Source organism: Apilactobacillus kunkeei (genome assembly GCF_005930975.1).
Classification (GTDB): Bacteria; Bacillota; Bacilli; order Lactobacillales; family Lactobacillaceae; genus Apilactobacillus; species Apilactobacillus kunkeei_E.
Genome location: NZ_VBSE01000038.1, coordinates 1 through 25568 on the forward strand (window position 1 = coordinate 1; position 25568 = coordinate 25568).

The 25568-nt window shown below is 33.4% G+C and carries 30 protein-coding genes; 2 read left to right on the plus strand and 28 right to left on the minus strand.

All coding sequences use genetic code 11. The features are described 5' to 3' along the window. Positions 1 to 313: 313 nt before the first annotated feature. A complete protein-coding gene (locus FD688_RS02825; protein WP_138741706.1) occupies positions 314 to 904 on the minus strand; it encodes a peptidylprolyl isomerase in 591 nt (196 codons plus the stop codon). A 146-nt stretch (positions 905 to 1050) separates the two neighbouring features. Between FD688_RS02825 and FD688_RS02830 the strand changes: the two genes are divergently transcribed. After that, positions 1051 to 1689 carry a VTT domain-containing protein gene (locus FD688_RS02830; RefSeq protein WP_138741707.1) on the plus strand — a complete coding sequence of 213 codons (639 nt, stop codon included), beginning with the start codon at positions 1051 to 1053 and terminating at the stop codon, positions 1687 to 1689. A 30-nt stretch (positions 1690 to 1719) separates the two neighbouring features. Here FD688_RS02830 and FD688_RS02835 read toward each other — a convergent pair whose 3' ends face one another. The 19 genes from FD688_RS02835 to racE form a co-directional block, all read right to left on the minus strand. Then, positions 1720 to 2364, minus strand: coding sequence for a TIGR01906 family membrane protein (locus FD688_RS02835; protein ID WP_138741708.1), 645 nt, complete (start codon positions 2362 to 2364; stop codon positions 1720 to 1722). Then, positions 2348 to 3127, minus strand: coding sequence for a TIGR01457 family HAD-type hydrolase (locus FD688_RS02840; protein WP_138741709.1), 780 nt, complete (start codon positions 3125 to 3127; stop codon positions 2348 to 2350). Before FD688_RS02840 ends, FD688_RS02835 begins: the two co-directional genes overlap by 17 nt. Positions 3128 to 3139: 12 nt before the next feature. After that, on the minus strand, positions 3140 to 3688 hold the full coding sequence (locus tag FD688_RS02845; RefSeq protein WP_190242888.1) for a YutD family protein: 549 nt from the start codon (positions 3686 to 3688) through the stop codon (positions 3140 to 3142). Positions 3689 to 3700: 12 nt separating this feature from the next. Then, positions 3701 to 5074 (minus strand): bifunctional metallophosphatase/5'-nucleotidase, encoded by a 1374-nt coding sequence (locus FD688_RS02850; RefSeq protein WP_138741711.1) that lies wholly within the window; start codon positions 5072 to 5074, stop codon positions 3701 to 3703. A gap of 13 nt (positions 5075 to 5087) precedes the next feature. After that, positions 5088 to 5696 carry a metallophosphoesterase family protein gene (locus FD688_RS02855; protein WP_138741712.1) on the minus strand — a complete coding sequence of 203 codons (609 nt, stop codon included), beginning with the start codon at positions 5694 to 5696 and terminating at the stop codon, positions 5088 to 5090. Positions 5697 to 5818: 122 nt separating this feature from the next. Beyond that, positions 5819 to 7189, minus strand: a complete 1371-nt coding sequence (locus FD688_RS02860; protein ID WP_138741713.1) for an amino acid permease — start codon at positions 7187 to 7189, stop codon at positions 5819 to 5821. 203 nt (positions 7190 to 7392) lie between these two features. Continuing rightward, on the minus strand, positions 7393 to 8583 hold the full coding sequence (locus tag FD688_RS02865; RefSeq protein ID WP_138741714.1) for an acetate/propionate family kinase: 1191 nt from the start codon (positions 8581 to 8583) through the stop codon (positions 7393 to 7395). 10 nt (positions 8584 to 8593) lie between these two features. After that, a complete protein-coding gene (locus FD688_RS02870) occupies positions 8594 to 9628 on the minus strand; it encodes a class I SAM-dependent methyltransferase (RefSeq protein WP_138741715.1) in 1035 nt (344 codons plus the stop codon). A gap of 236 nt (positions 9629 to 9864) precedes the next feature. Beyond that, complete coding sequence (locus tag FD688_RS02875; RefSeq protein ID WP_138741716.1) at positions 9865 to 10287, minus strand: competence type IV pilus minor pilin ComGF; 423 nt, start codon at positions 10285 to 10287, stop codon at positions 9865 to 9867. A 137-nt stretch (positions 10288 to 10424) separates the two neighbouring features. Further along, a complete protein-coding gene (locus FD688_RS02880) occupies positions 10425 to 10859 on the minus strand; it encodes a prepilin-type N-terminal cleavage/methylation domain-containing protein (RefSeq protein WP_138741717.1) in 435 nt (144 codons plus the stop codon). Continuing rightward, on the minus strand, positions 10846 to 11151 hold the full coding sequence (gene comGC, locus FD688_RS02885; protein WP_138741718.1) for a competence type IV pilus major pilin ComGC: 306 nt from the start codon (positions 11149 to 11151) through the stop codon (positions 10846 to 10848). Before comGC ends, FD688_RS02880 begins: the two co-directional genes overlap by 14 nt. Before the next feature lie 3 nt (positions 11152 to 11154). After that, on the minus strand, positions 11155 to 12126 hold the full coding sequence (locus FD688_RS02890) for a type II secretion system F family protein (RefSeq protein ID WP_138741719.1): 972 nt from the start codon (positions 12124 to 12126) through the stop codon (positions 11155 to 11157). Then, positions 12104 to 13012: a competence type IV pilus ATPase ComGA gene (gene comGA, locus FD688_RS02895; protein ID WP_190242890.1), complete on the minus strand. Its 909-nt coding sequence runs from the start codon at positions 13010 to 13012 to the stop codon at positions 12104 to 12106. Before comGA ends, FD688_RS02890 begins: the two co-directional genes overlap by 23 nt. Positions 13013 to 13102: 90 nt before the next feature. Continuing rightward, positions 13103 to 13837 (minus strand): YebC/PmpR family DNA-binding transcriptional regulator, encoded by a 735-nt coding sequence (locus tag FD688_RS02900; RefSeq protein WP_034532182.1) that lies wholly within the window; start codon positions 13835 to 13837, stop codon positions 13103 to 13105. Positions 13838 to 13932: 95 nt separating this feature from the next. Continuing rightward, entirely contained in the window at positions 13933 to 14934 is a 1002-nt protein-coding gene (gene ccpA, locus FD688_RS02905) for a catabolite control protein A (RefSeq protein ID WP_138741721.1), read from the minus strand. Between the two features lie 155 nt (positions 14935 to 15089). Then, entirely contained in the window at positions 15090 to 15512 is a 423-nt protein-coding gene (locus FD688_RS02910) for a YtxH domain-containing protein (protein WP_138741722.1), read from the minus strand. A 15-nt stretch (positions 15513 to 15527) separates the two neighbouring features. Next, the gene (locus FD688_RS02915; RefSeq protein ID WP_190242891.1) at positions 15528 to 15905 is read right to left on the minus strand and encodes a DUF948 domain-containing protein; all 378 of its coding nucleotides are present in this window, start codon (positions 15903 to 15905) and stop codon (positions 15528 to 15530) included. Between the two features lie 69 nt (positions 15906 to 15974). Then, positions 15975 to 16565 (minus strand): XTP/dITP diphosphatase, encoded by a 591-nt coding sequence (locus tag FD688_RS02920; protein WP_138741724.1) that lies wholly within the window; start codon positions 16563 to 16565, stop codon positions 15975 to 15977. Between the two features lie 2 nt (positions 16566 to 16567). Further along, entirely contained in the window at positions 16568 to 17383 is an 816-nt protein-coding gene (racE, locus tag FD688_RS02925; protein WP_138741725.1) for a glutamate racemase, read from the minus strand. Positions 17384 to 17547: 164 nt separating this feature from the next. Between racE and FD688_RS02930 the strand changes: the two genes are divergently transcribed. After that, entirely contained in the window at positions 17548 to 18039 is a 492-nt protein-coding gene (locus FD688_RS02930; protein WP_138741726.1) for a YslB family protein, read from the plus strand. A gap of 45 nt (positions 18040 to 18084) precedes the next feature. On the opposite strand, the gene trxA is transcribed toward FD688_RS02930, so the two are convergent. The 8 genes from trxA to alaS form a co-directional block, all read right to left on the minus strand. Next, positions 18085 to 18402, minus strand: a complete 318-nt coding sequence (trxA, locus tag FD688_RS02935) for a thioredoxin (protein WP_272946541.1) — start codon at positions 18400 to 18402, stop codon at positions 18085 to 18087. Between the two features lie 84 nt (positions 18403 to 18486). After that, complete coding sequence (locus FD688_RS02940) at positions 18487 to 20844, minus strand: endonuclease MutS2 (protein ID WP_138741727.1); 2358 nt, start codon at positions 20842 to 20844, stop codon at positions 18487 to 18489. Positions 20845 to 20857: 13 nt separating this feature from the next. Next, positions 20858 to 21343 carry a CvpA family protein gene (locus FD688_RS02945; protein WP_034534301.1) on the minus strand — a complete coding sequence of 162 codons (486 nt, stop codon included), beginning with the start codon at positions 21341 to 21343 and terminating at the stop codon, positions 20858 to 20860. Beyond that, positions 21343 to 21606 carry a cell division protein ZapA gene (gene zapA / locus FD688_RS02950; protein WP_034532166.1) on the minus strand — a complete coding sequence of 88 codons (264 nt, stop codon included), beginning with the start codon at positions 21604 to 21606 and terminating at the stop codon, positions 21343 to 21345. Before zapA ends, FD688_RS02945 begins: the two co-directional genes overlap by 1 nt. A gap of 109 nt (positions 21607 to 21715) precedes the next feature. Further along, a complete protein-coding gene (locus FD688_RS02955) occupies positions 21716 to 22027 on the minus strand; it encodes a DUF1292 domain-containing protein (protein ID WP_138726931.1) in 312 nt (103 codons plus the stop codon). 18 nt (positions 22028 to 22045) lie between these two features. After that, complete coding sequence (ruvX, locus tag FD688_RS02960) at positions 22046 to 22477, minus strand: Holliday junction resolvase RuvX (protein WP_034532162.1); 432 nt, start codon at positions 22475 to 22477, stop codon at positions 22046 to 22048. Positions 22478 to 22480: 3 nt separating this feature from the next. Beyond that, entirely contained in the window at positions 22481 to 22753 is a 273-nt protein-coding gene (locus tag FD688_RS02965) for an IreB family regulatory phosphoprotein (RefSeq protein ID WP_034532160.1), read from the minus strand. Between the two features lie 79 nt (positions 22754 to 22832). Beyond that, a complete protein-coding gene (gene alaS / locus FD688_RS02970) occupies positions 22833 to 25475 on the minus strand; it encodes an alanine--tRNA ligase (protein ID WP_138741728.1) in 2643 nt (880 codons plus the stop codon). Positions 25476 to 25568: the final 93 nt, after the last annotated feature.

Here is a 25568-nt window from a genome sequence, read left to right on the forward strand (position 1 = left end):
TTTAATTCTTACAACCAAGTTGTAAGTTCCTTACACATCATCGATTATCAATCTTGTTCAGTTTTCAAAGATCTACCTTTTAACTTATTGTCTCAATTGACAACTCATTAATAATAGCAAATTATCAACATTGTGTCAATAACTTTTTTTATTTGCCAACGCTTGAAATCAATTGATTTAACGCGACTTAATTATATTATCAAAATGAATAATAACTGTCAACATCAATTTTTCCAAGATTATTGAGAAGATTAAGTAATCTCTCTCAACAGCAATATTTATACTACCAGGAAGTCTTTTTATGGTCAAGTATTTATTTGAAAATTTCTATTTTGTTTACTAAAACATCTTCAACCGGCTTGTCATTTGCATCTACCTTAGCATCTGCAATCTTATCGACTATATCCATACCATTAACTACTTGCCCAAATACAGTATGCCTAAAATCTAGCCAAGGTGTCCCACCATTCTTAACATAATAATCAATGATTTCTTCAGGAAATCCTGCTTCATTCATTTGATCCATTAGTGTTTCAGGAAGTGTCTTATTTTGCACAATAAAAAACTGACTACCATTGGTGTTTGGACCAGAATTAGCCATAGACACAGCTCCACGTACATTATATAAGTCTTTAGAGAATTCATCATCAAATGGACGATTCCAAATACTTTCACCACCTGCACCGGTTGCTGTTGGATCACCACCTTGAATCATAAAGTCTTTGATAACTCTATGAAATGTTGTTCCATCATAGTAACCAACTTCTGCTAATTTCATGAAATTTTCTACTGCTTGAGGTGCTTGTTTTTCAAACAAAGCTATTTGAATATCACCATAATTTGTCTTTAGAATAGCCATCGGCTTATACTTATCATCTATACTTAATTGTGGATATTGAGTCATTTTGTCCTCCATATATTTAATTGCTATATACATTATAGCTAACGAAGTAAAAATGATTAAGTGTTTTTGCTAAATTATTTAAAAAAACTTTAATGTTAATCATGTAAATTTGTTAAAATATAGTTAAACAACAAAAGGAGAGAGAAATGCAACTTTTAATAGATTTTATATTACACATTGATCAACACATCATTAACTTAGTTAATTATTTTGGTGATTGGACCTACCTATTATTATTTTTAGTAATATTTATTGAGACTGGAATTGTAATCATGCCGTTTCTACCTGGTGATTCATTACTATTTGCAGCGGCAGCTATCTCTGCCAACCCAAAATATCATCTAAGTATATTCATATTTATCATCTTATTCTTAATAGCTTCAATCGTAGGTGACTCATTGAACTTTTTCCTAGGAGAAAAAGTTGGTAATAAACTTACTAAACAAAAACACATCGGCAAGTTCATTAAACAAGAACAACTAGACAAAGCAAAAACTTTCTTTGATAAATACGGTATATTAGCTATATTTATTGCAAGGTTCATGCCAATCATTAGAACTTTCGCACCATTCATTGCAGCATCCAGTGGTTATAAATACAGCAAATTCGTTAAATATAACGTTGCCGCTTGTATCGTATGGGTACTACTATGCTGTGGTGGTGGATACTTCTTTGGAAACATCCCATTTGTACAAGAACACTTCTCAGTGGTTGTACTTGGTATCATTCTAGTAACTTGTATCCCTGCTTTAGTAGCATTATTCAAAAAAGAAAAGAAATCATAATAAAAAGGGCCTCTAATTTGGGTCCTTTTTTTATTGTTTTGATTTATTAATAAAGCGTAACAGCATTAAATAAAATACAGTCACAAATATAAATATAAAAGCAAATCCAATCATAAAGTACTGATCTGGGAACAATATAATGATTGGTTCTTTTTTTGCATTAAATATCCAGTCATTGTTTCTAAATAGGATTTTATGAAAATATATAAAAGCGTCGTTAAAATCAATAATTGCAAACACAAAAATAAATACGAAACATCCGTATATTTGCTTAAACGATGATTTGAAAATCCATAAAAGGTGAGTCTTCCTTAATTTAATCAATAATTTAATTAATAACGGTGTCATAACTACCATGAATACATTGTTTAATAGAATGAGTCTTTTAACATCCCCAAAATGAACCTTCACAACATTGTTAATTGGCAATGTTGTTTGCATATCTCTAATAAAAAATGACTGTAAATATCTAATAATCAATAGATAATTATCACTTATTTCTCCTAAACTCATTTTAATATCATGCTGTACGTTCAATATCTGGACAACTGATGTGTATATAAATGGCATGTTAATAAATAAAAATATCGAGCAAGTTACAAACCACAACATGATTACTAACGATAACGCTCGATACTTCATAAATTCAATATTCAAATTAAACTTCCCAGTCATCCAATGAATCAATTTGATGAGTTGGTGGAACTTCTTTTTGTGATACTTGCTCTTTTGTAGATAATCCAGTGTAAACTATTAGGGTATCCATGCCAAAGTTAATACCCGCCGAAATATCAGTCATATAATTATCTCCAACCATTACTACATCAGACTTACTCAAACCGATATTGTCTAATGCATTTTGCATAATGATTGATTCTGGTTTACCAATTAGAACTGGCTTTTGCTGGGTTGCATATTCAACCAGTTTTACTAGTGAACCTGCTCCTGGTTGCATCCCTTTTTCAGTAGGAATATTACTATCAGGATTAGTACCAATAAACTTAGCACCATCTCTTACTAATAGAACTGCCTTACTTAATTGGTTATATGTAACTGAACTATCTAAACCAACAATTACATACTTTGGATTGTTATCTGTAATCTCAAAACCATTATTTTGAAGAGCAGTTATTAATCCCCTTTCACCAACTACATAAGCTGTCTTGTCTAATTGGTTACTTTCAGCATCTTTTTTTACATAGTCAGCAGTAGCTAACCCTGCTGTGTAAACATTATCGATACCCACATGAATGTCGTGATTATCACTTAGATTTTTAACTACATCCTCAGGCATCTTAGTTGTGTTATTGGTTACAAAAAGAAAATCAATTCCATTTGATTGTAGCCTTTCGATAAATCTCTTGGCAGCTGGAATTCTCTTGCTTCCGGCATAAATTGTGCCATCAAGGTCAATAAAATAACCTTTATACTTTGTCATCAATACTCTCTCCTAGTCATTTCTCTGTTTGATTGTAAAATGTCTTTTTCCATGTCCTTTTGATTGAGTAACTGTCACATGTTCTCTTTTGTCAACACGTGGCTTTTCATTAGTTACCTTTTCCTTGATAAAAGCATGTCGATTGTTCTTATTTGAAGTTCGACGACCTTTTCTCTTATTAAAGGATCCATTTGGCTTAGTTTTCACTTCCAAGTTATGCAAAACAAAATAATCTGCGCCCATGTTGGCATATTCATATAAATAATCTTGAATTGCCATAAATTGGTTCTGTAGTGGTGTATTACTACCATCATCAGAAAATCCTTTTAGTCTCAATACACCATATCCGTAGTCACCAACAATAAAGCTGTATCTACTAAAGATGGGACTATAACTAGTAACGAAGTCATCAATATTAAAGCAATTGTTACGATTGCTAATGATTTCATATTTATGACCATTAATTAAAATAGTCTTTTCACTTTCAAGTTTTATGTTAGCTAGTGGTTTATAATTACTATTTTTTTCTTCGACTAGCTCTTCAATACTCTTACGATCCAAAATTATCCTCTCCTATTCTAGCGGATATTTTTTTGATAAGTATGATGCAAAAACTTCTCTTAGTGTTTGATCATACAAAATATTATTATTACCTTTAATTGCAACCGTTGGGAAGAAAGGAATGAAAATATAATGATCTAATAATGCAATTTCATAGTTTTGGTTAAAATTAATTAACTTACCATCAAAGTAAACATTATTTTGGTCATCAACTTCGATTCCATCATAATTTAATTGGCCAAAGTATTTGCCTCTAAAGCCCATTCCTTTTTGTTCATATGCAATTAGGAATTTCCAATTCTTTTGCATTTCCATCACCATACGCCATAAGTCACTACCTAATAGTGTTGTTTTAGTTACATGCATAGAATGTGGCAATATTTGATGTAATTGATTCTTATCTACAATCCCTTCAGGAAGAGGATGCAAAAATAGTCCATTATTAACAATTGCTGCTTTAGTATCTGCTTTGTCTTTCATTGCGGATAAAAATTCGCTAACCATTCTGGGCTTACCACGAAGACCATTATCCATTTTTTTATCCAACTTAGCAACTTTAGATTGAGATAAAATGTCTTGCCCACGTTTTTCCAAATCATCATGCCACTTACTATCTTGAGGTTCAACAGGCAAATCACTAGTTCTTACGACACTTGCTTCACTATTGATAACGCAATTATCTTCAACTTCTAATGTAATTTTCCCAACGTAGTAACCATATTTACCAGCAGCAGCCAATAATGAATTATTATCTTTTTCACCGTGCTCGAACAAATGGTGAGTATGACTTCCAATGATAACATCAAAACGGGGAAATTTTTTAGCAATTAATCTGTCTTGGGTAACTCCTAAATGAGACAACAATACTAATACTTCGTCATCCTTATCGTTGTTCAACAATTCCGGAATTTTTTCCTGATCATCTATTGGCGTCCATCCCTCCAGAGTATAGGTTGATTGATATGGTGCAGTTAAACCATAAATCTTAATATGATTACCAGCAGGGGTATTAATCATCTTGGTTTCATGAGCCCAATCTGGTCGCTTCTTAGTATCAGCATCAACAATATTGGCTAGCACTACATCAAAATTAGCATTATCATACAAATGGTTTAACTGGTCTTTACTATTGGTTAAACCTTCATTATTACCGATTGTCGCAGCATCGTAGCCAATTTCGTTTAATAGTTCAACATTCGCTTTACCGTTAGTAGCATCAGTTAATGGATCAGCTCTATCTAAAGCATCACCTAAATCAACAGTAATAACGAAGTAACCTTCTTTTTCCAACTTTTGTTTTTCAGTAATTAAATATCTTTTTATTCTTGGCCAATTTTCAAAGTGTGAATGTAAATCGTTAGTATGTAAAATAGCTATTTTTTCCAAACTTACTTCCTCCTTATCGTCTTTTGGCAAAATCAATTTTCTTTTGTTCCACCATAGTAAAAATATCCTGTTCGCTAAACGGAGCACCAAATGGTTTTTCATAACCTAAATAATCTTTCTCTGGACTATCTACCCCAACATTGATATTTTCCTTAATTGGCACTGAATAATGATGAATATGCCCATGAAGATCAATAATCGGTCCAACCTGACCCATCATTAATGGGTAGTGAGTCATATAATATTGAGCGTGATTCATCTTAATCAACGTTCCAACATCATGGAAAGAAAACTTTGGTTTTCCATTTAAATTATAGTTATTCTTCTCAATAAACTTGAACAAGGCTCTACTATCATGATTTCCTTTAATAAAAACAATATGTCCATTCAATTGTTTTAAAATATCATAAATTTTTTCATGTGCTTTTCTTTGAGGCTTTTCATGACAAACTGCGATATCTCCAAGGTGGTAAACTATATCACCATCAGAAATCTCTTTGTTCCAGTTTTTTACTATATCGTTATCCATTTCATCAACAAAGAAATATGGTCGTGGCGCGAAATTCTTATTTCCTATCATATGTTTATCAAGAAAATGCGTATCCGCTATAAAGTATTTCATTATTGCCACCTACTTCCTTACTAATAGAATAAACTATTATTGAGCAAATGAAAAATAAAAAAACAGCTTCAAGCAAACTATCCACTTAATTAAGTAACTAGTTGTTGAAACTGTTTTATTTTTTATACTAAATCTTTAATAACCTTAAAGATGTATAAGAATATAATCCATATAATTGATCCAATTAATGGAATCATAGTGTCTACTCTAAATAGCAATACAACTGCTACGAATAATAAGAATGCCAATACAAAGTAACTTGAAAGTGGGAATAAAGGCATCTTAAATGTTAGACTGCCTTCTTTCTTGTTCTTCTTAACAGTCTTTCTATATTTAATGTGTGCGATTACAATTAAACCCCAAATGAATAAGAAACAAGTGGTAGCTACACTTGAAATTAATTGGAAAACGCCGTTTGGCATAAATGCATTTAAGAATAATGAAATTGCAATAACAACGATTGAAAATACGATTCCTGACGCTGGCAAACCATTCTTAGTTAATGAACCAATCTTCTTACCGATTTTGTTGTTAGTACCATAACATAATGAGTAAGCCATTCTTCCTGTTGTAAAGATTGATGAATTACATGCAGATACAGCTGCGGTTAAAACAACAAAGTTAATAATTGATGCAGCCCCTGCAATTCCAATATTTTGAAAAACTTGTACGAATGGACTTGAATCGGCATTAATGTATTTCCATGGATAAATGCACATTAATGCTACCAATGAACCAATGTAAAAAATTAAAATTCTTGAAGGAACTTCGTTAATAGCCTTTGGAATAACTTTTTCAGGATTATGTGTTTCTGAAGCAGTCATACCAATCATTTCAATTCCAGCAAAACTAAAGATAACCATTTGAAAACTCATTAAGAAACCTGAAATACCATGTGCAAACATTCTGTGTCCAAATAGGTTACCTAGACTTGCATGACCAACAGGAGTTTTGTAATTTATAATTACCAAAACGATTCCTGTTGCGATTAAAGCTAAAATAGCAACAACCTTAATCAATGCAAACCAAAATTCAGTTTCACCGAAAGCTGATACATTTATTGTGTTCAATAGGAACAAAATAATAATAATAATTAAACCAGTTATCCATTGTGGCACACTCGGGAACCAATATTTTATGTACAAACTGGCAGCTGTAATTTCAGCCATGGCAATTGTTATCCAACAGGCCCAATATGTCCAACCGGCTACAAATCCCATTTTTTCGCCTAAGTACTTTTCAATAAATTCAATAAATGAATGGCAATCAACATTTGATAATAATAATTCACCAAGTGATCTCATGATAAAGAATCCGGCAATACCAGCAATTAGATAAGCTAAAATAATTGATGGACCAGCAAAATGAATAGATTCACCAGCTCCTAGGAACAAACCTGTTCCGATTGTTCCACCTAAAGCAATTAATTGAACATGACGATTTTTCAAACCTCTTGAAAGCTGTTGGCTTTCTTGTTTCGGTGATTCTTGCATTTCATCACCCTCCTCTTAATATTCTATGATATTAATTATACATATTTTATTCCAACTGCAATACGTCATAGCCTTTATACATTGGCACTTATTGACGTTTAATCCGCATTCTTTCAACGTTTATTCATGTTATTTATATTTAATTGAATTATTTTCATCAATCCATGAAAATAAAAAAGAGACCTTATCTGGCCTCTTTTTCACTATTTTTTAAGACGTTCGATATCTCTAACAATCATTAATTCTTCGTTTGTAGGAATTAATAGTGTCTTGATTTTCGCATCGTCAGCACTGATGTCTCTTTCAACCGCACGAATGTGGTTCTTTTCAGGATCGACCTTAACACCGAAGTAACTTAACTTATCAGCAACTTCTTGTCGGATACCAATATCATTTTCACCAACACCGGCTGTAAATACAATACCATCAACACCGTTCATTTCAGCAACATATTGTCCAACATATCTAACAATTCTGTTCATATACATGTTTCGAGCCAATTCAGCTTGGTGATTATTGTCCTTAACTGCTTCTAAATCTCTCATATCAGCAGAAACTTCAGATACACCAGCTAATCCTGACTTCTTGTTTAAGATGTTAATCATTTCGTTAATGTCTGAAATGCCTTCTTTTTGCATAATGTATGCAAGTAGTGAAGGATCAACATCACCAGATCTTGTTGCCATCATGATACCTGTTAATGGAGTGAAACCCATTGAAGTATCTAATGATTTACCATGATCTACGGCACAAATTGAGGCACCGGCACCTAAGTGCATGATAACTAGTTTTAAGTCTTCTAGCTTTTTGCCCATCATATCCGCAGCACGTCCTGATACATAACGATAACTAGTACCATGTGCACCATATTTTCTAGCTTTGTGATCACGGTAGTATTTGTATGGTAAAGCATACATGTAGTTTTCTTCTGGCATTGAAGTATGGAATGAAGTATCAAATACAGCAACACTAATTACATCTGGCAAAATTTTCTTGAATGCTTTGATTCCTAAAATATTTGCTGGTTCATGAAGTGGAGCTAATTCAGATAGTTTTTCTAACTTACTTAAAACATCATCATCAATAACTACAGAATCAGTAAAGTATTCTCCACCGGCAACGACACGGTGACCAACACCTGTAATTTCATTGTAGTCAGCAATAATATTTAAACTTAGTAGTTTGTCCAATACAAGTTTAATTGCTTCTTCGTGGTTTTGAATATCCATTGTCTTTTGGAATTTTTCGCCATCACCGTATTTAATTTCAACATCTGATTTAGTTAAACCAATTCTATCGATTGCCCCGCTTGAGATTAATTTTTCTGAAGGCATTTCGAATAACTTAAATTTTAATGTGGAACTTCCTGCGTTAATTGCAATTGACTTTCCCATAATAGTTCTCCTAACTTTTTTTAGATAATAAATCTTTTTCTTCCCACTCAACTAGTTCTGCAAGAAATTTTTGGAACGCAGAAACTTCGTTAAATGATGGGAACTCACCAATCATAATTTTTTCAACTTGGTGGGCATCTTCACCATGCTTTTGTAAAATCAAAATTGCTTTTTGAGCATTTGCATTATTAAAAATTTCTTTTGGTAGATTCAACAATGCTTGAAGATAGGCATTGTCTTGAATCCATTTTAATAATGATTTTGATTCTGGCGTGTTAAAGATATTACTTGGTACTAAGAAAACCCCATAACCACCTGGTTTGATATGGTTCATCCCTTGTTCAATTAACAAGTGGTGAGCATATGAATGACCATCTGTTGATCTTGTCTTATAGTTAGTGGTATTTTCATCAATTGGATAGTACCCAATTGGTAAATCGGAAATTACTAAATCTGCATCATCCACCAAAATGTTGGCAACTGAATCTTGATAAATAAGTTCAGTATTTTTATCGTTTCTTTGCATTTGTGTACTTATGCTTGAAACAGCTAACATGGAATCATCATTATCAATTCCGATAGCATGCAAATCAATATCCTTAACTGCATCCTTTAATTGATTCATAACCGTAGTTAATAGGTTACCCATTCCAACGGATAAATCCAGAATCTGTAGATGCTTGGCATTCTTAACTAATCTAATAACTAAATAACCCATGATTGAGGCTATTGTATCAGGTGTTATTTGGTGATTTGCTTGAATAGCATCCTCTTTGGTTGCTTTGATCATGCAAATTTGAATTGCCTTTCTTACAGTTTCTGCATCCATAGATTGATAATCTACGTCTCGGTATAATCCTTCTAACTTAGAAACTGTGTCACTATCTGGTATATCATCTTCAACATGAACTTGTCCGTCATTGATAAGATTATCGCCAGTCTCGATGAATGCATCAAGATATGATACGCCTAGCTTATCTTTCAAGATTTCAGCTGAAGAATTGAAAACTTTAAACAGAGTTTCTGTATCTTTCTCAGTCAGCACACTCAACTCCCTTAAAAGTATTATCACTTAATAACAACTTTCATATTACCAGATTTTCACAAGAAAATTCAAGATAAACCATTAATAACTTGTATATAAATTATCGTTGTTCATAGCTTTTTATCAATTTGTCTATCGTCTGCATTTCAGCATTATATTTTTCATATTTTATCAATAAGAAAATTGATAAAACTGATAGAACAACAATTGCAATCAATGTAGCCGATCCACATTTTTTAATCATAAGATATTGAACTCACATCCTCATAACTTTCATTGTTTGTAAATACCACATTCATTGCTAAATGATTCTTTATGTCTTTAAAACTAATACTTTTAACATCATCCAAAAGCGGATAAAAACCACCATTAATACCAGATAAGATTATCGTTTTTCCGTTTTTATACATTTGATATTCTTTATTAGACTTTTTACTTCCAATATATAACAATTCCCTACCCACAATTTTATACAAAAAATAATGTTTTTTTGGAGATTCTATATTATTTAAAAACATTTGAAAATCCACTGCATGTATATTTTTTCGATTATATGATTTTTTCAATGGATTAATCATTGTAATCGTAAAAGCAATTAATCCAAGTATCGTAATGGCAATAATTGTTTCAATAATCGTAAAAGCCTTTTCTCTTTTCATAATCTATTCTCTTTTTTATCAATGTTCTTCTAGCTTTATCGAGATTATTATACATATGTTGATTGGATTCACAGAAGAAAATCATCCCGACCGAAATTAAAGTCAACGACGCAATCGAATCAATCATAATAAACCCCTTATTCATAATATTTTTCATATATTTTATAAATACCTCCACCAAGTTGTACTTTTAAAAGGTAACGGGTATGCGTATTTTTAGAATACCACTCATATGTTTGTGGTGGAACATATCCATCATTATTAACGGTTATTAATAAATTATCCTGTGAATGCATACTATCAGGCATTCGTAGTTTGTTATGATGCCCCTTATTGGAAAAGATAATATCATGATCTTTCTCATATATATTTGTTTCCCAACCAGTATATGCACTATTCTCAATTGCTTGTTTCCAATACTCCCTAAAATTTACCCAAAACTCTTTCTCTAATTCTTGATCATTAATGTGAGTACCTTGATATAAAAATATACATAATGACATAAAAAAAGAGCTAATGATTAATACAATTAGCATTTCAATTGTAGTAAATCCATCTTTACTCTTTTTCAATTGCCTTATTATCAACAATTTGAATGCCTTCTTCTTGAGCTTGATCAGCTTGCTTTTGGGTTAAATAACCGTTTTTAACAAGTGCATCCATACTTACATCTGCTTTATTATCATCTGATGCAAATGAATCAATCTGACCTTGGACCAATGTTTGCATTGCATGTACATGTACTTCAGTTGCATGTTTTCTTTGCCCTGAAACATTTGGTACAACGATTAAAATTAGTAGTGAAATAATAAATAATACGATTGTCATTTCAATTAGTGTAAATCCCGCTTTTTTCTTGTTCATTTTTTAAATTCCTTTCAACGATGAATAAATTGGCATAAGAATAACTAAATATGCCAAAACAATACAAATACCAATAAATAAAAATAAAAGTGGTTGAATTAAATTAATTAGTTGATTTGAACGACGATTCATTTCATCAAACTTGATCAGTGAAAAAGCTTCTAATTTGATTAATATGTCAGACACTTTTGATCCATGATGAAAAAATCCATTAAATTCCGCTGGAATGAAGGAATACATTTTAGTTAGTTTCCCAATATCTTCTCCATGATCAGCTAAATATTGTGCTTTTTTTCCTAACTTATACATAACCGTGTTTGGTTTAAAGTCTTTTAATATTCTTAGTATATTCTTCAAATCAATTCCGTTTTGAATCAACATCTTTAATTCAAGTGACAATATATATCCCATATACGCTTTATATATTTTTCCAATAAATGGAATTCTCGATATAATGTCTCTTTTTCTTAGTAACGGTAATCGCTTATACATAACAAATACAATCAAGATTCCAAAAAATATGAAGAATAAAAATATATATAGCCATATTAAATCATAATGCTGCATAGAATTAATCGAACTTAATTGTGGTAACACAAAGGCATTGATTGCATAAACAATTCCAATCAAAATAATTACTAATACAATTGGATAAAACAGTAAATCTTTTATCTTTGATTTATTCTTTAATTTAACTTCAATAAATTGGCTTAACTCAACTAAACAAGATGAAAGATCACCATATTTTTCACTAATCATGATTTGATTATAAAAATCATTATGAATCAACCCTACAATACTGTCACTGAAACTATTACCTTCACCCAACTTATTAGCAATCTTTTTTACTGTTAATTGTCTACCACCTACTTCAGATAAAAACTGTAGCGATTCCTTAATCGTGAAGCCAGAACTAAACAAATCACTTAAATTTTTAAATAGATAATACTGTTTATCCAGTGATAGTTTTTCCATTACCAAATATCCTTTCTTTTAAAAATGCAAAATCATTTTTAATATTCATATTTGCTGAAATATCTCTTTTATTTTTTACAGACAATTTTTGGAAAACAACCGCATTTAAACAGTTAAATAAATCATTATAATCACAACCCAATTGACCCAGCCTATTAATAACTCCATCAATATCTCTAGCATGAATAGTAGTTAATACCAAGTGACCTGATAGTGCTGCTCGAATAGCTGATTTAGCAGTATTAGCATCCCTAATTTCACCAATAATAAAAATATCAGGTCGACTTCTTAGTCCAACCTTAATTAATTCGTCAAACCCCATATCTGCTGATTCATTGACCTGTAATTGGAGAAAATTAGTATTAATAATTTCCACAGGATCTTCAATACTCATAATCAACTTATTGGAACTCATTGAATTGGCTAAATGATAAATCGATGTTGTTTTTCCTGAACCAGTCTTACCTGCGAAAATAATCATCCCATTTTGTTTGGATAATTCTTTCAATCGATAAAATTGATTTTCATTATCATAATTAATATTCTTGTCATCTAATGAATAGATAATTCTAATTACCATGGATTCATGATTTTTATAATTACCAACTGAAGAAAAACGCAAGAAAAATTTCTTTTTATTATTGATAAACTCAAATGATCCAGTCTGTGGTCTTCTATGCTCACTGATTGACATTCCACCAATATATTTACAGTAATTGATTAATTTCTTTGCTTTTTCATAATTTATATAACCATAATTCTCAATACTTAGACCTGTATGTTCTCTAACAATATAATTTTCATTAATCGGCAGAAGATAGATATCTTTGATGTTTCCTTCGATTGCTTGATTAATTAGATCATCAAAATAATTTGAAATGCTCATAAAAAAACCTCCACTTTTTATATTCGAAAAAAGTAGAGGTTCCATTTATTTTTTATAAAAAAAAGATGCATAAATATGCATCTCCTTTAATTATTCAGCTGCTTCAGGTAATTCAGCTGCTTCGTAAACGTCTTGGACGTCATCGTTTTCATCAAGTTCATCAATTAGACCAGTGTATTGTGAAACTTTATCACTTGGCACAGCAGTCTTGTTTTGAGGGAACATTGTAACTTCAGCAGTATCTAAATCATATTTTTCTTGTAAAGCATCTCTAACAGCAGTTAGATCTGAAGGCGCAGTGAAAATTTCAAATTGGTCATCATCTGACTTCATGTCTTCTCCACCAGCATCTAAAACATCCATTAACATACTGTCTTCATCAACGTCTAATCCGTCACGTAGGATAACAATGTATCCCTTACGGTCAAACATATATGAAACAGAACCATTTGATCCTAGTGAACCACCATGGTGACTGAATGCTGAACGTACGGCAGCAGCAGTACGGTTCTTGTTATCAGTTAAGCAAGAAACCATGATTGCTGTACCAGCAGGTCCATATCCTTCGTAAGTAATTTCTTCGTAATTTGCTCCACCTTGACCAGAAGCCTTATCGATAGCACGTTGGATGTTATCCTTAGGCATGTTGGCAGCATGAGCTTTATCAATCACAAGACGTAATTGTGGGTTACCATCTGGTTCTGGACCACCAGCTTTAGCAGCTTGGTATAAATCACGAGACAATTTTTGGAAAATCTTACCACGTTTTTTATCTTGGGCACCTTTACGTCCTTGAATGTTATGCCATTTTGAATGTCCTGACATAATCACAGCACTCCTCTCGAATTCTATTGTTTCATTAGTTTACAAACATATCAATTATATCAATCAGTATATAATTAATCAAGTTACTATATCAGCTATTTAGTCGAGTCGCGTTCAACTATTTCATAGCCTAAAACCACATAGCGATTATCAATCTCTTCTTTATTCATGATCTTGGTCAATAATCTCATTGCTACCGCACCAATATCATATAAAGGTTGAGTGATAGAAGACAATTGTGGTCTCATCATCTTAGCTAATTTTGTATTATTACTTGTGAATAATTCAAAATCATGTGGCACTGAAACTCCCCTATCGGTCATTCCATTTAAAATTCCGGCAGCCAATTCATCATTAGTGGCTACTGCTGCCGTAATTTTATCATTTATGAGCTGTTCAGCCAAATCATAACCGTCTTCATATGTTCCCTTTGTTTCAAAAACCAACTTTTCATCAAAAATGATGCCGCTGTTTTGTAAGGCTGAAACATAACCTTTTAATCTGTATTCCTTATTAACATCTTGTTTCATTGAACCAGATGCAAAGGCGATTCTACGATTACCATTTTTTATCAAACGTTCTGTTTCATTCTTCACAGCATCTGCATAATCGATATTTACGCTGGGTACAGAATTATTAATATCAACTGATCCTGCTAGAACAATCGGGCAGTCAGAACGCTTAAAATCAGCTCTTAAGTCATCATTAATTTCGTTACCCATAAAAATAATTCCATCAACTTGTTTACTTAACAATGTATTTAGTACTGATGCTTCCTTATCAGGATTATCATCCGAATTGGCTAAGATAATATTGTACTTATACATAGTTGCAATATCATCAATTCCACGAGCTAGTGAAGAAAAGTATCCATCGGTTACATCGGGAATGATTACCCCAACCGTTGTTGTCTTCTTACTTGCTAGTCCCCTTGCCACAGCATTAGGGCGATAGTCCAAATCATCTATGACCTTCAACACTTTTTCTTTGGTTGCTTGTCGTACGTTACTGTTACCATTTAAAACTCTAGAAACAGTAGCCATGGAAACCCCAGATTCTCTAGCAACATCGTAAATAGTTACATTTTGCTTTTCCATTCTCTCAAACTCCTCTTTAAGTCCGCCTGGTTTGTTTTCATAGCGCTTTCAATATGTTTACAAATATATCAGATAAACGATGATTTAACAAGACTACCACCTCTTAAAAACGCAAAAGAGACCTAACCAAGTCAGGCCTCTTTTACAATTAAAAATTATTTACTTAAATTATCTTCTTTTTTTATAGCATCTGGATCAATAACGATATCTTGGCTATCATCATCGTTTTTTCTAACTTGATTTCTCAAGTTGTCAGCTGCTTTGTGGAATTGGGTACTACCTTCGTCGTAGTAGTATTGTGCTTTGTTAACTACGTTATCGTTAACCTTACCAGCAGCATCTTTAATCTTTGACTTAGCATCTGATGTCTTGTATTGTAGTTGCTCTTTTACGTCGTCAACAGAGTCTAAAGCGTAAAAAGCATAATCCAATGCTCGATCCTTTAAGTCGTTTGCAGTCTTTACAGTGCTGTTAACGAATTCCTTTGTCTTTTCATCATCCATCTTACGATATGCTAAATATGCAGCAGCTGCTGCACCGGTAGTTAATCCTAATAAAAATAGTCCTGTCTTTTTCATAAAAAACACTCCCTTTTATTTTTTAAACATTCTAAAGCCAGCACCTGCGGCTTTTTCCATAAATGATTTTTTGTTTCTGTTTTGGAACTTTTTGGTTAAGTTTTGAGTTGCGTTATTTAACTTGCTAACGCTTTGTCCAACATCTGCAGCAGCTTGATAAACTGGATCCAAGGTGTTGATTTTTTCATTAACATCCTTAACTAATGAATTTGAGCTAGCTAAAATATCTTCGGCTTGTTTTGATATTACATCAATATCTTGAGAAATAGAATTAATATTCTTATTTACCTCATCAACGGTCTTAGATAACTTGATTAGTAGAACCGCAGCGCAAATTGCAATAATGAAAAATGCAACTGCGGCAATCAAACCAGCTAATCCTCCAATTGTCATGCAACCCCTCCTCATACGTTTATATGATTATAATAGCATTTACTATTTAATCTTACAATTAGTTTAATCTTAAGCCCTCCACCATTCATCAAACTTACTATATAGTTGTTTAATTGCATTTCCACGATGGCTTATCTCATTTTTTTCATGATCAGACATTTCTGCCATGGTCTTCTTCTTACTTGGTACATAAAATAATGGGTCGTATCCAAAACCATTATCACCTCTTGGTGCTTTTAGAATGATTCCTTCTACGGTTCCATAAACAACGAATTTTTCACCATGTTGATTCAATAATACTAAGCAAGTCACAAATTTAGCGTCACGCTTGTCACTGTCACCTAATTTTGCCAATAATTTCTTATTATTAGCTATGTCATCATGATCTCCAGCATATCTTGCTGAATGAATTCCAGGTTCATTATTTAATGCAGGCACTTCCAAACCGGAATCATCAGCTAAAACGGCTAAATTAGTTCGCTCGAAAATGGCTTGTGCTTTAATGGTGGCGTTTTCTTCAAATGACTCACCATTTTCAATAATTTTACCTAATTCTGGAAAATCTGCAAGTGTTTTAAAGTCAATGTTTTTATCGGCAAACATTTCACGAAATTCTCGGGCTTTATTTTGGTTGTTAGTCGCAATTACAATTTTGTCCATAATCATAACTCCTCTAATTCTTTAATTGGTATGTGCTTAGCATGTGCTTCATAGTTGAGCCACTCGTTTGCAACTTGATTGAACTTATCAGCATCACCTGTAGTATAGAATGAATAAGTAGTATCTCTTTTTTCATTATTTTCAAGATGTTGTTGTTGTAAAACCGTCTTAATTTGTTTAACAGTTTCGTATCCAGGATCAATTAGTTGGACCGAATCACCCACTGATTTTTGAATCATCTCACGCATGATTGGGAAATGAGTACAGCCAAGAATCAAAGTATCGATATTACGAGAATTGATAGTTAATAAATCATCATTAACAATTTCTTGTTTTCCCATATCTTTATATTCCTGGTTTTCAACCATTGGAACAAATCTTGGGCATCCTTGGCTGAATACTTTGACATTATTATTAATCTTATTAATTTCTTTTTCGTAAGCACCACTCTTAACAGTTCCATTAGTGGCAATTAATCCAATACGGTTAATCTTTGTACTATTGACCGCAGCAATGCTTCCTGGTTTAACAACACCAATTACGGGAATAAGAAGGTGCTTCTTTAAATAATCTAATGCATACGACGTTGCTGTATTACATGCAATCACAAGCATTTTAATATCTTCTTTTTTAATTAAGAAGTTTGCTATTTGTAATGAATATTGTTGAATTTCTTCTTTAGTTTTTTCACCATATGGTAAACGGGCTTCATCGCCCAAATATGCAATATTTTCGCTTTGTAATTCTTTCATTGCCAGCTTTGCAACTGTTAAACCACCAACTCCAGAATCCATAAAGCCAATCGCTTTTTTGCTCAAAATAGTAACCCTCTTTTCAGTTCCATTATCTTTATATTACCATTTTTATCAATATCTGACATTTATTAAGGATTAACATTTTCTTTAATTTTACCTTTGATATATAAATTATGATAAATTTATAATATAATGTATTTGTATATAAGGAATTGAGGTTAACAAGTATGGATAACAATAATCTTTACAATAAAATAATTGATACTGATTCTACTCGTCCTCTCTGGGGCCAAGAATTATTAAGAGATGTATTATTAAACGATTTATTGGGAAATGATACCCATAGCATTATGTATTGGGCTGGTAAAAAGATTGCCAGAAAATTCCCATTAAAAGACGCTTTGGATACTGTCCTATTTTTCAAACAATCAGGTTTAGGTGACTTATCCGTTTCTTCTGAAAACAAGCATGAAATCAAATGGACATTGAGCGGAGATATCGTTGCTAAAAGAATCGAAGCCAATCCAGATGCCGACTTCATGTTCGAATCCGGTTTCTTAGCTCAAATTGCTCAACAACAATTCGGAGTAATTTCTGAAGCTGAAATGAATCCTAAAGAAGAAAAAAATGGAACCGTCCTTATTAGAGTACATATGGATCCAAAGCATCCAGCTCCAGTAATTGAGGATTCCGTTAAAGAATTTGATTTAAAACAATAATAAAAAGAACGCTTAGCATTAGCTAAACGTTCTTTTTTTATTGTTTTATAGGTATTGGTTTAAGATTTTAGCAAGTTGTTCTTTGCTGTGGTAACCCACGATGCTATCTACAACTTCGCCATCCTTCTTTACTAATAAAGTAGGAATACTCATAATACCAAATTTTTGTGGTGTTTCTGGGTTTTGGTCAACATCCATCTTATTAAATGTTACCTTGTCACCCATTTCTTCAGATAATTGGTCTACAACTGGTGATTGCATACGGCAGGGACCACACCAAGTTGCCCAAAAATCAGTTAAAGTAACACCTTCGGCAGTATCTTTTTCAAATGTCTTATCTGTTGTTTCTGAAACCATATTAATAGCCTCCTTATTTTTCTTACTGAAAGTAAGTTTAGACTGTTTAGTAATTAAATGCAAAGAATAAGTCTTATGCGATTTAATTTTCTATTTCAATTTTACCACTGTGGAACCGTCTCCTCCAGCATTTGCTGGTGAATAATTAAAGGAGTCAACTCGTCTATCGCTGGAAAGCATATCTGTGACACCTTGTCTAAGTGCTCCGGTCCCTTTTCCGTGAATAATTGTGACAGAAGGATACCCTGCAAGTACGGCAGAATCCAAGTATTGATCAACTTCATGCATTGCTTCTTCATATCGATGACCACGTAAATCCAGCTTAGCTGACACGCGTTTGGAAGCAGTTCTTTTAACCTTGGCATTAAATCTTTGTTCATCATTATCAACTTTGATTTTTTCAAGGTCACCTTCAGCAATTCTCATCTTAAGAATTCCTAATTGAACTTCCCATTCATTATCATCTAATTTCTTAACCAACACACCACGTTGTCCATATGACTTAACTATAACGTCGTCACCCTTATGAAAGTCGTGTTTAGCTTTCGCCTTCTTTAATACACGGTTATTAACCAGATTAACGTCATGACGTAGTGAGTTCAATTGACCTTGAGCATCAATTAATTCATTTTCCTTGATGGTAACTTGGCCCACTTTACGTTGCTTTTCATGAAGATCCTTGATAATGGCATCCGCTTTTTTCTTAGCAGCTTCAGCAATTTCATTTGCTTGTTGCTTAGCAGCAAGCACCAATCGATCCTTTTGGTTCTTATACTTAGCGTATTCTTCACTCAAGTCTTCATGTAACTTGGTAGCATCATCCAATTGAACCTTTAGTTCATCGGCTTCAACTCGAGCACGTTTAGTTTGTTCAGTTAATTCAACAATCATTGTGTTTAAATCTTGGCTGTCTTGGTCAACCAATGATCTAGCTTCTGTAATGATTGATTCATCCAAACCAAGTCTGGATGCAATGTTTAAACCATTACTTTGACCAGGAACCCCCATCATTAAATGATAAGTAGGTTTAAGGGTTTCACTATCGAATTCCATAGATGCGTTAATCGTTTGTGGACGGTTGTATGCATATACCTTCAATTCAGGATAGTGAGTTGTAGCAACAACATCACAATCTTTTTCGGCAATCTTGTCTAGAATGGCGATGGCTAAAGCAGAACCTTCCTTAGGATCAGTTCCAGCACCCAATTCATCAAGAATGACCAAACTCTTCTTGGTAATTCCATTTAGAATATCAACGATATTATCCATATGTGATGAGAATGTACTTAGGTTTTGTTCGATTGATTGTTCGTCACCAATATCAGCGAAGACATTGTCAAATACCGCAACAGATGAACCTTCGTTGGCTGTCACAAACAAACCAGATTGTGCCATCAATTGAAGTAATCCTAATGTCTTGATAGTGATGGTCTTACCACCGGTATTAGGACCGGTAATAATAATTGCCTTGTTATCTTTGCCAATGTATAAATCATTTGCAACAACCTTATTCATATCAATTAAAGGATGTCTAGCTTGCTTTAAGTTAACATGATTTTCGTTCGATACAACTGGTCTGGTTGCCTTTAAATCTCTCGCATATTTGGCCTTGGCATTAATCAAATCCAAGTGTCCTAATATCTTAGAGTTATTGATGATTTCAGTTTGATAAGGACGAATCAAATCAGATAATTCGATTAAGATACGTCTTTCTTCATGACGTTCTTCAATTTGTTTTTGACGAAGTTCTGTATTCAAACCAACAGTTGACGCTGGTTCAATGTACAATGTTTGGCCAGAAGAACTGCGATCATGCACAATTCCACCAAACTTATTTTTATTTTCAGCTTTAACTGGTAACACCATTCGATCTTCTCTAATTGTTACGATTGGTTCAGTTAAATCTTTACTGTGCTTTTGAGTGAATTGATTCATAATTGAACGCACTTCACCCTTAATAACATCCATTCGACGTCTGATTGCATTCAATTCCTTTGAGGCAGTATTTAATAATCTGCCATCGTCGTCAATTGAATCGGATAGTCGTTGTGAAATGTTTGGGACTGCCTGAATGTCATTGATTAGTTTATATAAACGATTCAATGATACTTCATCGTCTCTTAGGTTATTAAAAAATCTAACTAGATAGTTAGATGTCTTTAAAATCTTATTTATCTTTGATAATTCACTACCATTCAATGAGGCGTCGATTTTTAAACGCTTCATGTATGGAGTAACATCATCAAGCTTGGGAATAGAAATTTCTTTATCTAAACGTAAAATATGCGCCCCATCATCAGTTTCATCAAGCCACATATTAATAGTGTTAGGATTATCTACCGGTGATAGTGCAGCTAGCTCCTTTTTCCCGTTTCTCGTTGTTAAATATTGCTCAATTGAGCTTTTAACTTTTTCATATTCTAAAGTCGATAGAACTTTTTCATTCATTTATTTAATCACCTTATCTTAGCCATTTTTCATATAAATCGTGTGAAATAATTGGTGTTTTATGAACAATAAACTCAGCAACTGATGACTGATGATATTGTTTAGTTATTTGATTACTTGGTAGAACAGAAATCACGTTTAAAATAAATAGAATTGATACATAAGCGATAATCAATCCAATAACGGTTCCACCTAATGCATTAAGTTGATGAATTACTGGAATGTGTGTAATCTTATCTACGATTGAGATAATAATACGCACAAAAATTCCAGAAATTAAGAAAATAATGAAGAAGCTGATACTGTTACATAGGATTTGATCATTTATCAAACTACTGTTTGCAAAGATAGCTTGGCTCAAATCTCTAGCAAAGTATAGCGAAACAAATAAGCTAAACAAAAAACCAACAACACGTAATATTTCTTGCGCTAATCCACGGTGATACCCATCGTATGCTCCATAGATAAGCAGTAAAAAGATAATAATATTAAAAAGCATTAGTTCATGTTTCCTTCTTCTTCGTTATTTTCGGTTAATTCATTTAATTTTTCTTGTAACTTAATTTGTTCTGAAAATGCGTTAAAAGCCAATAAAATAGCTGCATCTTCGTCATTAATATCTGGTGACATTTCTTTTAATTGAACCAATTGACGATTCATTAATTCAGTCACTGTCTTCATGTGGTCTGCGGAACTCTTCCCTACAAATGTGTAATTCTTTTTTCCAATACTAGCTTTAAAGCGTTGATTCGTGTCGTTCATTTTCGATAAACCTCCATTAACTTCATCACTATTTTAGCATGAAAAGGCAGATTATAACCAGTAAAGAACACAAAAAAAGACGCCGTTACGGCATCTTTTTAGTTATTGTTTATTCTTCTTCATCGTCACCGTCATCGGTATCTAATAAAGTGTTTAGCACTGATTCAACCATTTCCCATTCTTCATCAGTTTCGATTAATTGTAAATCTCCACCTTGTGGGTCCATTGGATCATCGCCTTCTGGTAAGGCATATGCTTCAATGTTAACTTCTTCATCATCTGCTTTACCGGCTGGGTAAAGTAAGATGTATGATTTACCAAAATCATCAGATTCGAAAGTAAATAAAACGTCGTATAATTCTTCGTTTCCCTTTTCGTCAACTAATGAAATTTGTTGTTGTTCTTCTTCGTTGTTGTCCATTACTAAGCCCTCCTTTCTTTATCTTGTTAGTTTACCTTTACCATCCAAATAGGTTTGTAAAATCAATTCGGAGGCAATTTTATCGATAACTTTTTTACGTTTTTCTCTAGAAGTGTCCGCTTTTTCAATAAGCATTCTTTCGGCTTCAACAGTTGTTAATCGTTCGTCAACAAAGTCGACTGGCAAGTTAAACTTTTCTTTTAACATTTCACCATATCGTTTTGAAGCTTCAACCCTAGGTCCTGAGGTATTATTCATGTTCTTAGGTAACCCTAGAACAAACCCCGTAATTTCATATTTTTCGACTAATTCGGCTACCCGATCTAATCCAAATTGTTCTTCGTCTTCGTTAATTGGAATGATTTCAACACCTTGTGCTGTCCATCCCAACAAATCACTAACAGAAATCCCAACTGTCTTAGATCCGACATCCATCCCCATTAATCTCATATATTAGTTTTCCTCACGATCATTATTCTTGTCCAAGTAAAAACGAACCAACTCTTCAATAATCTCGTCTCTCTCGTATCGACGAATTAAATTACGAGCATCATTAAATCGAGGAATATATGCAGGATCTCCTGAAATTAAATATCCGACAATTTGGTTGTATGGATCGTATCCCTTTTCCTCCAATGCCTTGAACACGATTAAAAGCGTATCATGAACATTCTTTGGAGTATTATTGCTTAAGTCAAAATACATTGTCTTATCTGAAGCACTCATTTATAACACCTCTAAGTCTATGATGTAGGTTTATTATAATTCTACTTGAAACAAAATAAAACTTAAATATTAATTATTTTTAAAAGTTTTCTAACCATGACACTGCTGCTTCCATTGCCTTAGGTAATCCTTCAGGCTTTGAACCACCGGCTTGAGCCATATTTGGACGGCCACCACCGCCACCATTAATTTCTTTAGAAATTGACTTAATAATGTCTCCAGCCTTCATGCCATCTTTAACTTTTTCGTCACTAACAGCAACTATTAAGTTAGCTTTTTCTCCACTTTGAGTTCCAAGTACCAATACGTCTGATAGTTTTTTGTTTCTCCAAGTATCAGCAAGTTGTCTTAATTGATCCATTCCAGAAACATTTAATACACCAGTGATAATCTTGTTTCCATTAACATCTTTAACATCATCGAAAACTGAGTTAGCTTGTTGGCTAGCAATCTTTGATTCTAACTTGTCTTGTTTTTGTTGTAAGTCTTTAATTTGTTCTTGTAATTGAGCAACCTTGTTAGGAACTTCTTTAACTTGAATAGTCTTAACTTGATCAGCAACTTGCTTTAAAAGTGCTTCTTCGTTGTTTAGGTAATCAAAAGCAGCCTTTGAAGTTACGGCTTCAATTCTTCTAACACCAGCACCAACACCTGATTCTGAAATAATCTTGAATAGTCCAATTTGACTAGTGTTACTTACGTGATTACCACCACAGAATTCAACTGAGTAATCACCGGCACTAACAACTCTAACCTTATCACCGTATTTGCTGTCGAATAAGGCGATGGCACCCATCTTCTTACCAGTTTCTTGATCTGTTTCAATAGTAGTAACAGGTTCTGCCTTAAAGATTTCTTCGTTAACTAAGTCTTCAACCTTTTGTAGGTCTTCCTTAGTAACTGAACCGAAGTGAGTGAAGTCAAATCTCAAGTAGTTTGGTTCAACTAATGAACCGGCTTGTTGAGTATGGTCACCTAAAACATTTCTCAATGATTGGTCCAATAAGTGGGTTGCAGTATGGTTGTGTTCAACCAATGCATGGAACTTACGATCAACACTTAGTTTGTATTGGTGGTCTTTTGAAAGACTAGTAATTACTTCAACATTGTGTAAGTTTTGACCATTTGGTGCATGTTGGACGTCATTAACCTTTGCACATAGGTTACCATCTTCATCAACAATGGTACCTTGGTCAGCAACTTGACCACCCATTTCAGCGTAGAAAGGAGTCTTATCAAAGATAACTTCAGCTTCTCCAGCGCTTGCTCGGTCAACTAGTTTTTCATCAACAATAATATCAAGTAATTTGGCGTCTTCAACTTCTAGTTGTGAGTATCCAACGTATTCACTTGGTGTCTTAATGTCGATTAATAGATCACGTTGAACACCCATTGACTTGTCGTTTCCACGGGCATTTCTAGCACGTTCTTTTTGCTTTTGCATTTCTGCCTTAAAACCAGTTTCATCAACTGCGAATCCAGCATCTTCTAGGTATTCCTTAGTCATTTCTAATGGGAAACCGTAAGTATCGTATAGCTTAAATGCATCTTTTCCTTCAACAGTCTTTTGGTTAGTCTTCTTCAAGTTGTCCATCAATTCACCAAGAAGTTGTAAACCATCAGCTAGTGTTTCATTGAAACGTTTTTCTTCAGAATGAATAACCTTTTCTAGGTAATCCTTTTGTTCCAATACCTCTGGGTAGTATGACTTCATGATTTCACCAACAACTGGAACTAATTGGTATAAGAAGTCATCCTTGATGCCTAAACGGTGACCAGAAACAATGGCACGTCTAATTAGACGTCTGATAACGTATCCTCTACCTACATTTGATGGAAGAGCACCGTCACCGATAGCAAAAGTAATTGCACGAGCATGGTCGGCGATAATCTTAAAGTCAATATCGTCTTGCGCATTTTCACCATACTTCTTACCATCACTTAGTGATTGAGTCTTTTCAATGATTGGCATAAATAAATCGGTCTCAAAGTTAGTTGGTGCATCTTCAAAAATTGAAACAACACGTTCTAATCCCATTCCCGTATCAATGTTCTTTCTTGGAAGTGGTTCGTAAGTATCATCAGGTTTGTGGTTAAATTGTGAGAACACAATGTTCCAAACTTCAAGATATCTTTCGTTTTCCCCACCAGGGTAGTTTTCTGGATCATCTGGAGCTAAATTATCGTATTTTTCTCCACGGTCGTAGAAGATTTCAGTATCTGGACCTGAAGGACCTTGACCAATATCCCAGAAGTTATCATCCATGTCGATTAAGTGGTCAGCAGCAACACCTGCTTCTTGCCAGAATTTCTTAGCATCAGTATCTTCAGGATATACAGTCATGTATAGCTTTTCTTTGTCCCAACCAAACCATTCTGGTGAAGTTAGTAATTCAAAAGCCCATGTAATTGCTTCTTTCTTGAAGTAATCACCAACTGAGAAGTTACCTAACATTTCGAATAATGTGTGGTGACGAGCTGTCTTACCAACATTTTCGATATCGTTAGTTCTAATACTCTTTTGTGAACTAGTTAAACGGTGGTTCTTTGGAACAACACTACCGTCAAAGTATTTCTTCATTGTGGCAACACCAGAGTTAATCCATAGAAGTGATGGATCGTCCTTTGGTACTAATGAAGCACTTGGTTCAATTGTGTGACCACGTTGTTTGAAAAATTCCAAATACATAGCACGAATTTGACTACTATCTAATTTTTTCATAGAAATCCCCTCCAATAAGCACAAAAACACCGTTGCTAGTAAAGACGCTATATGCGCGGTACCACTTTACTTGCAACGATGTTTTTCGTATAC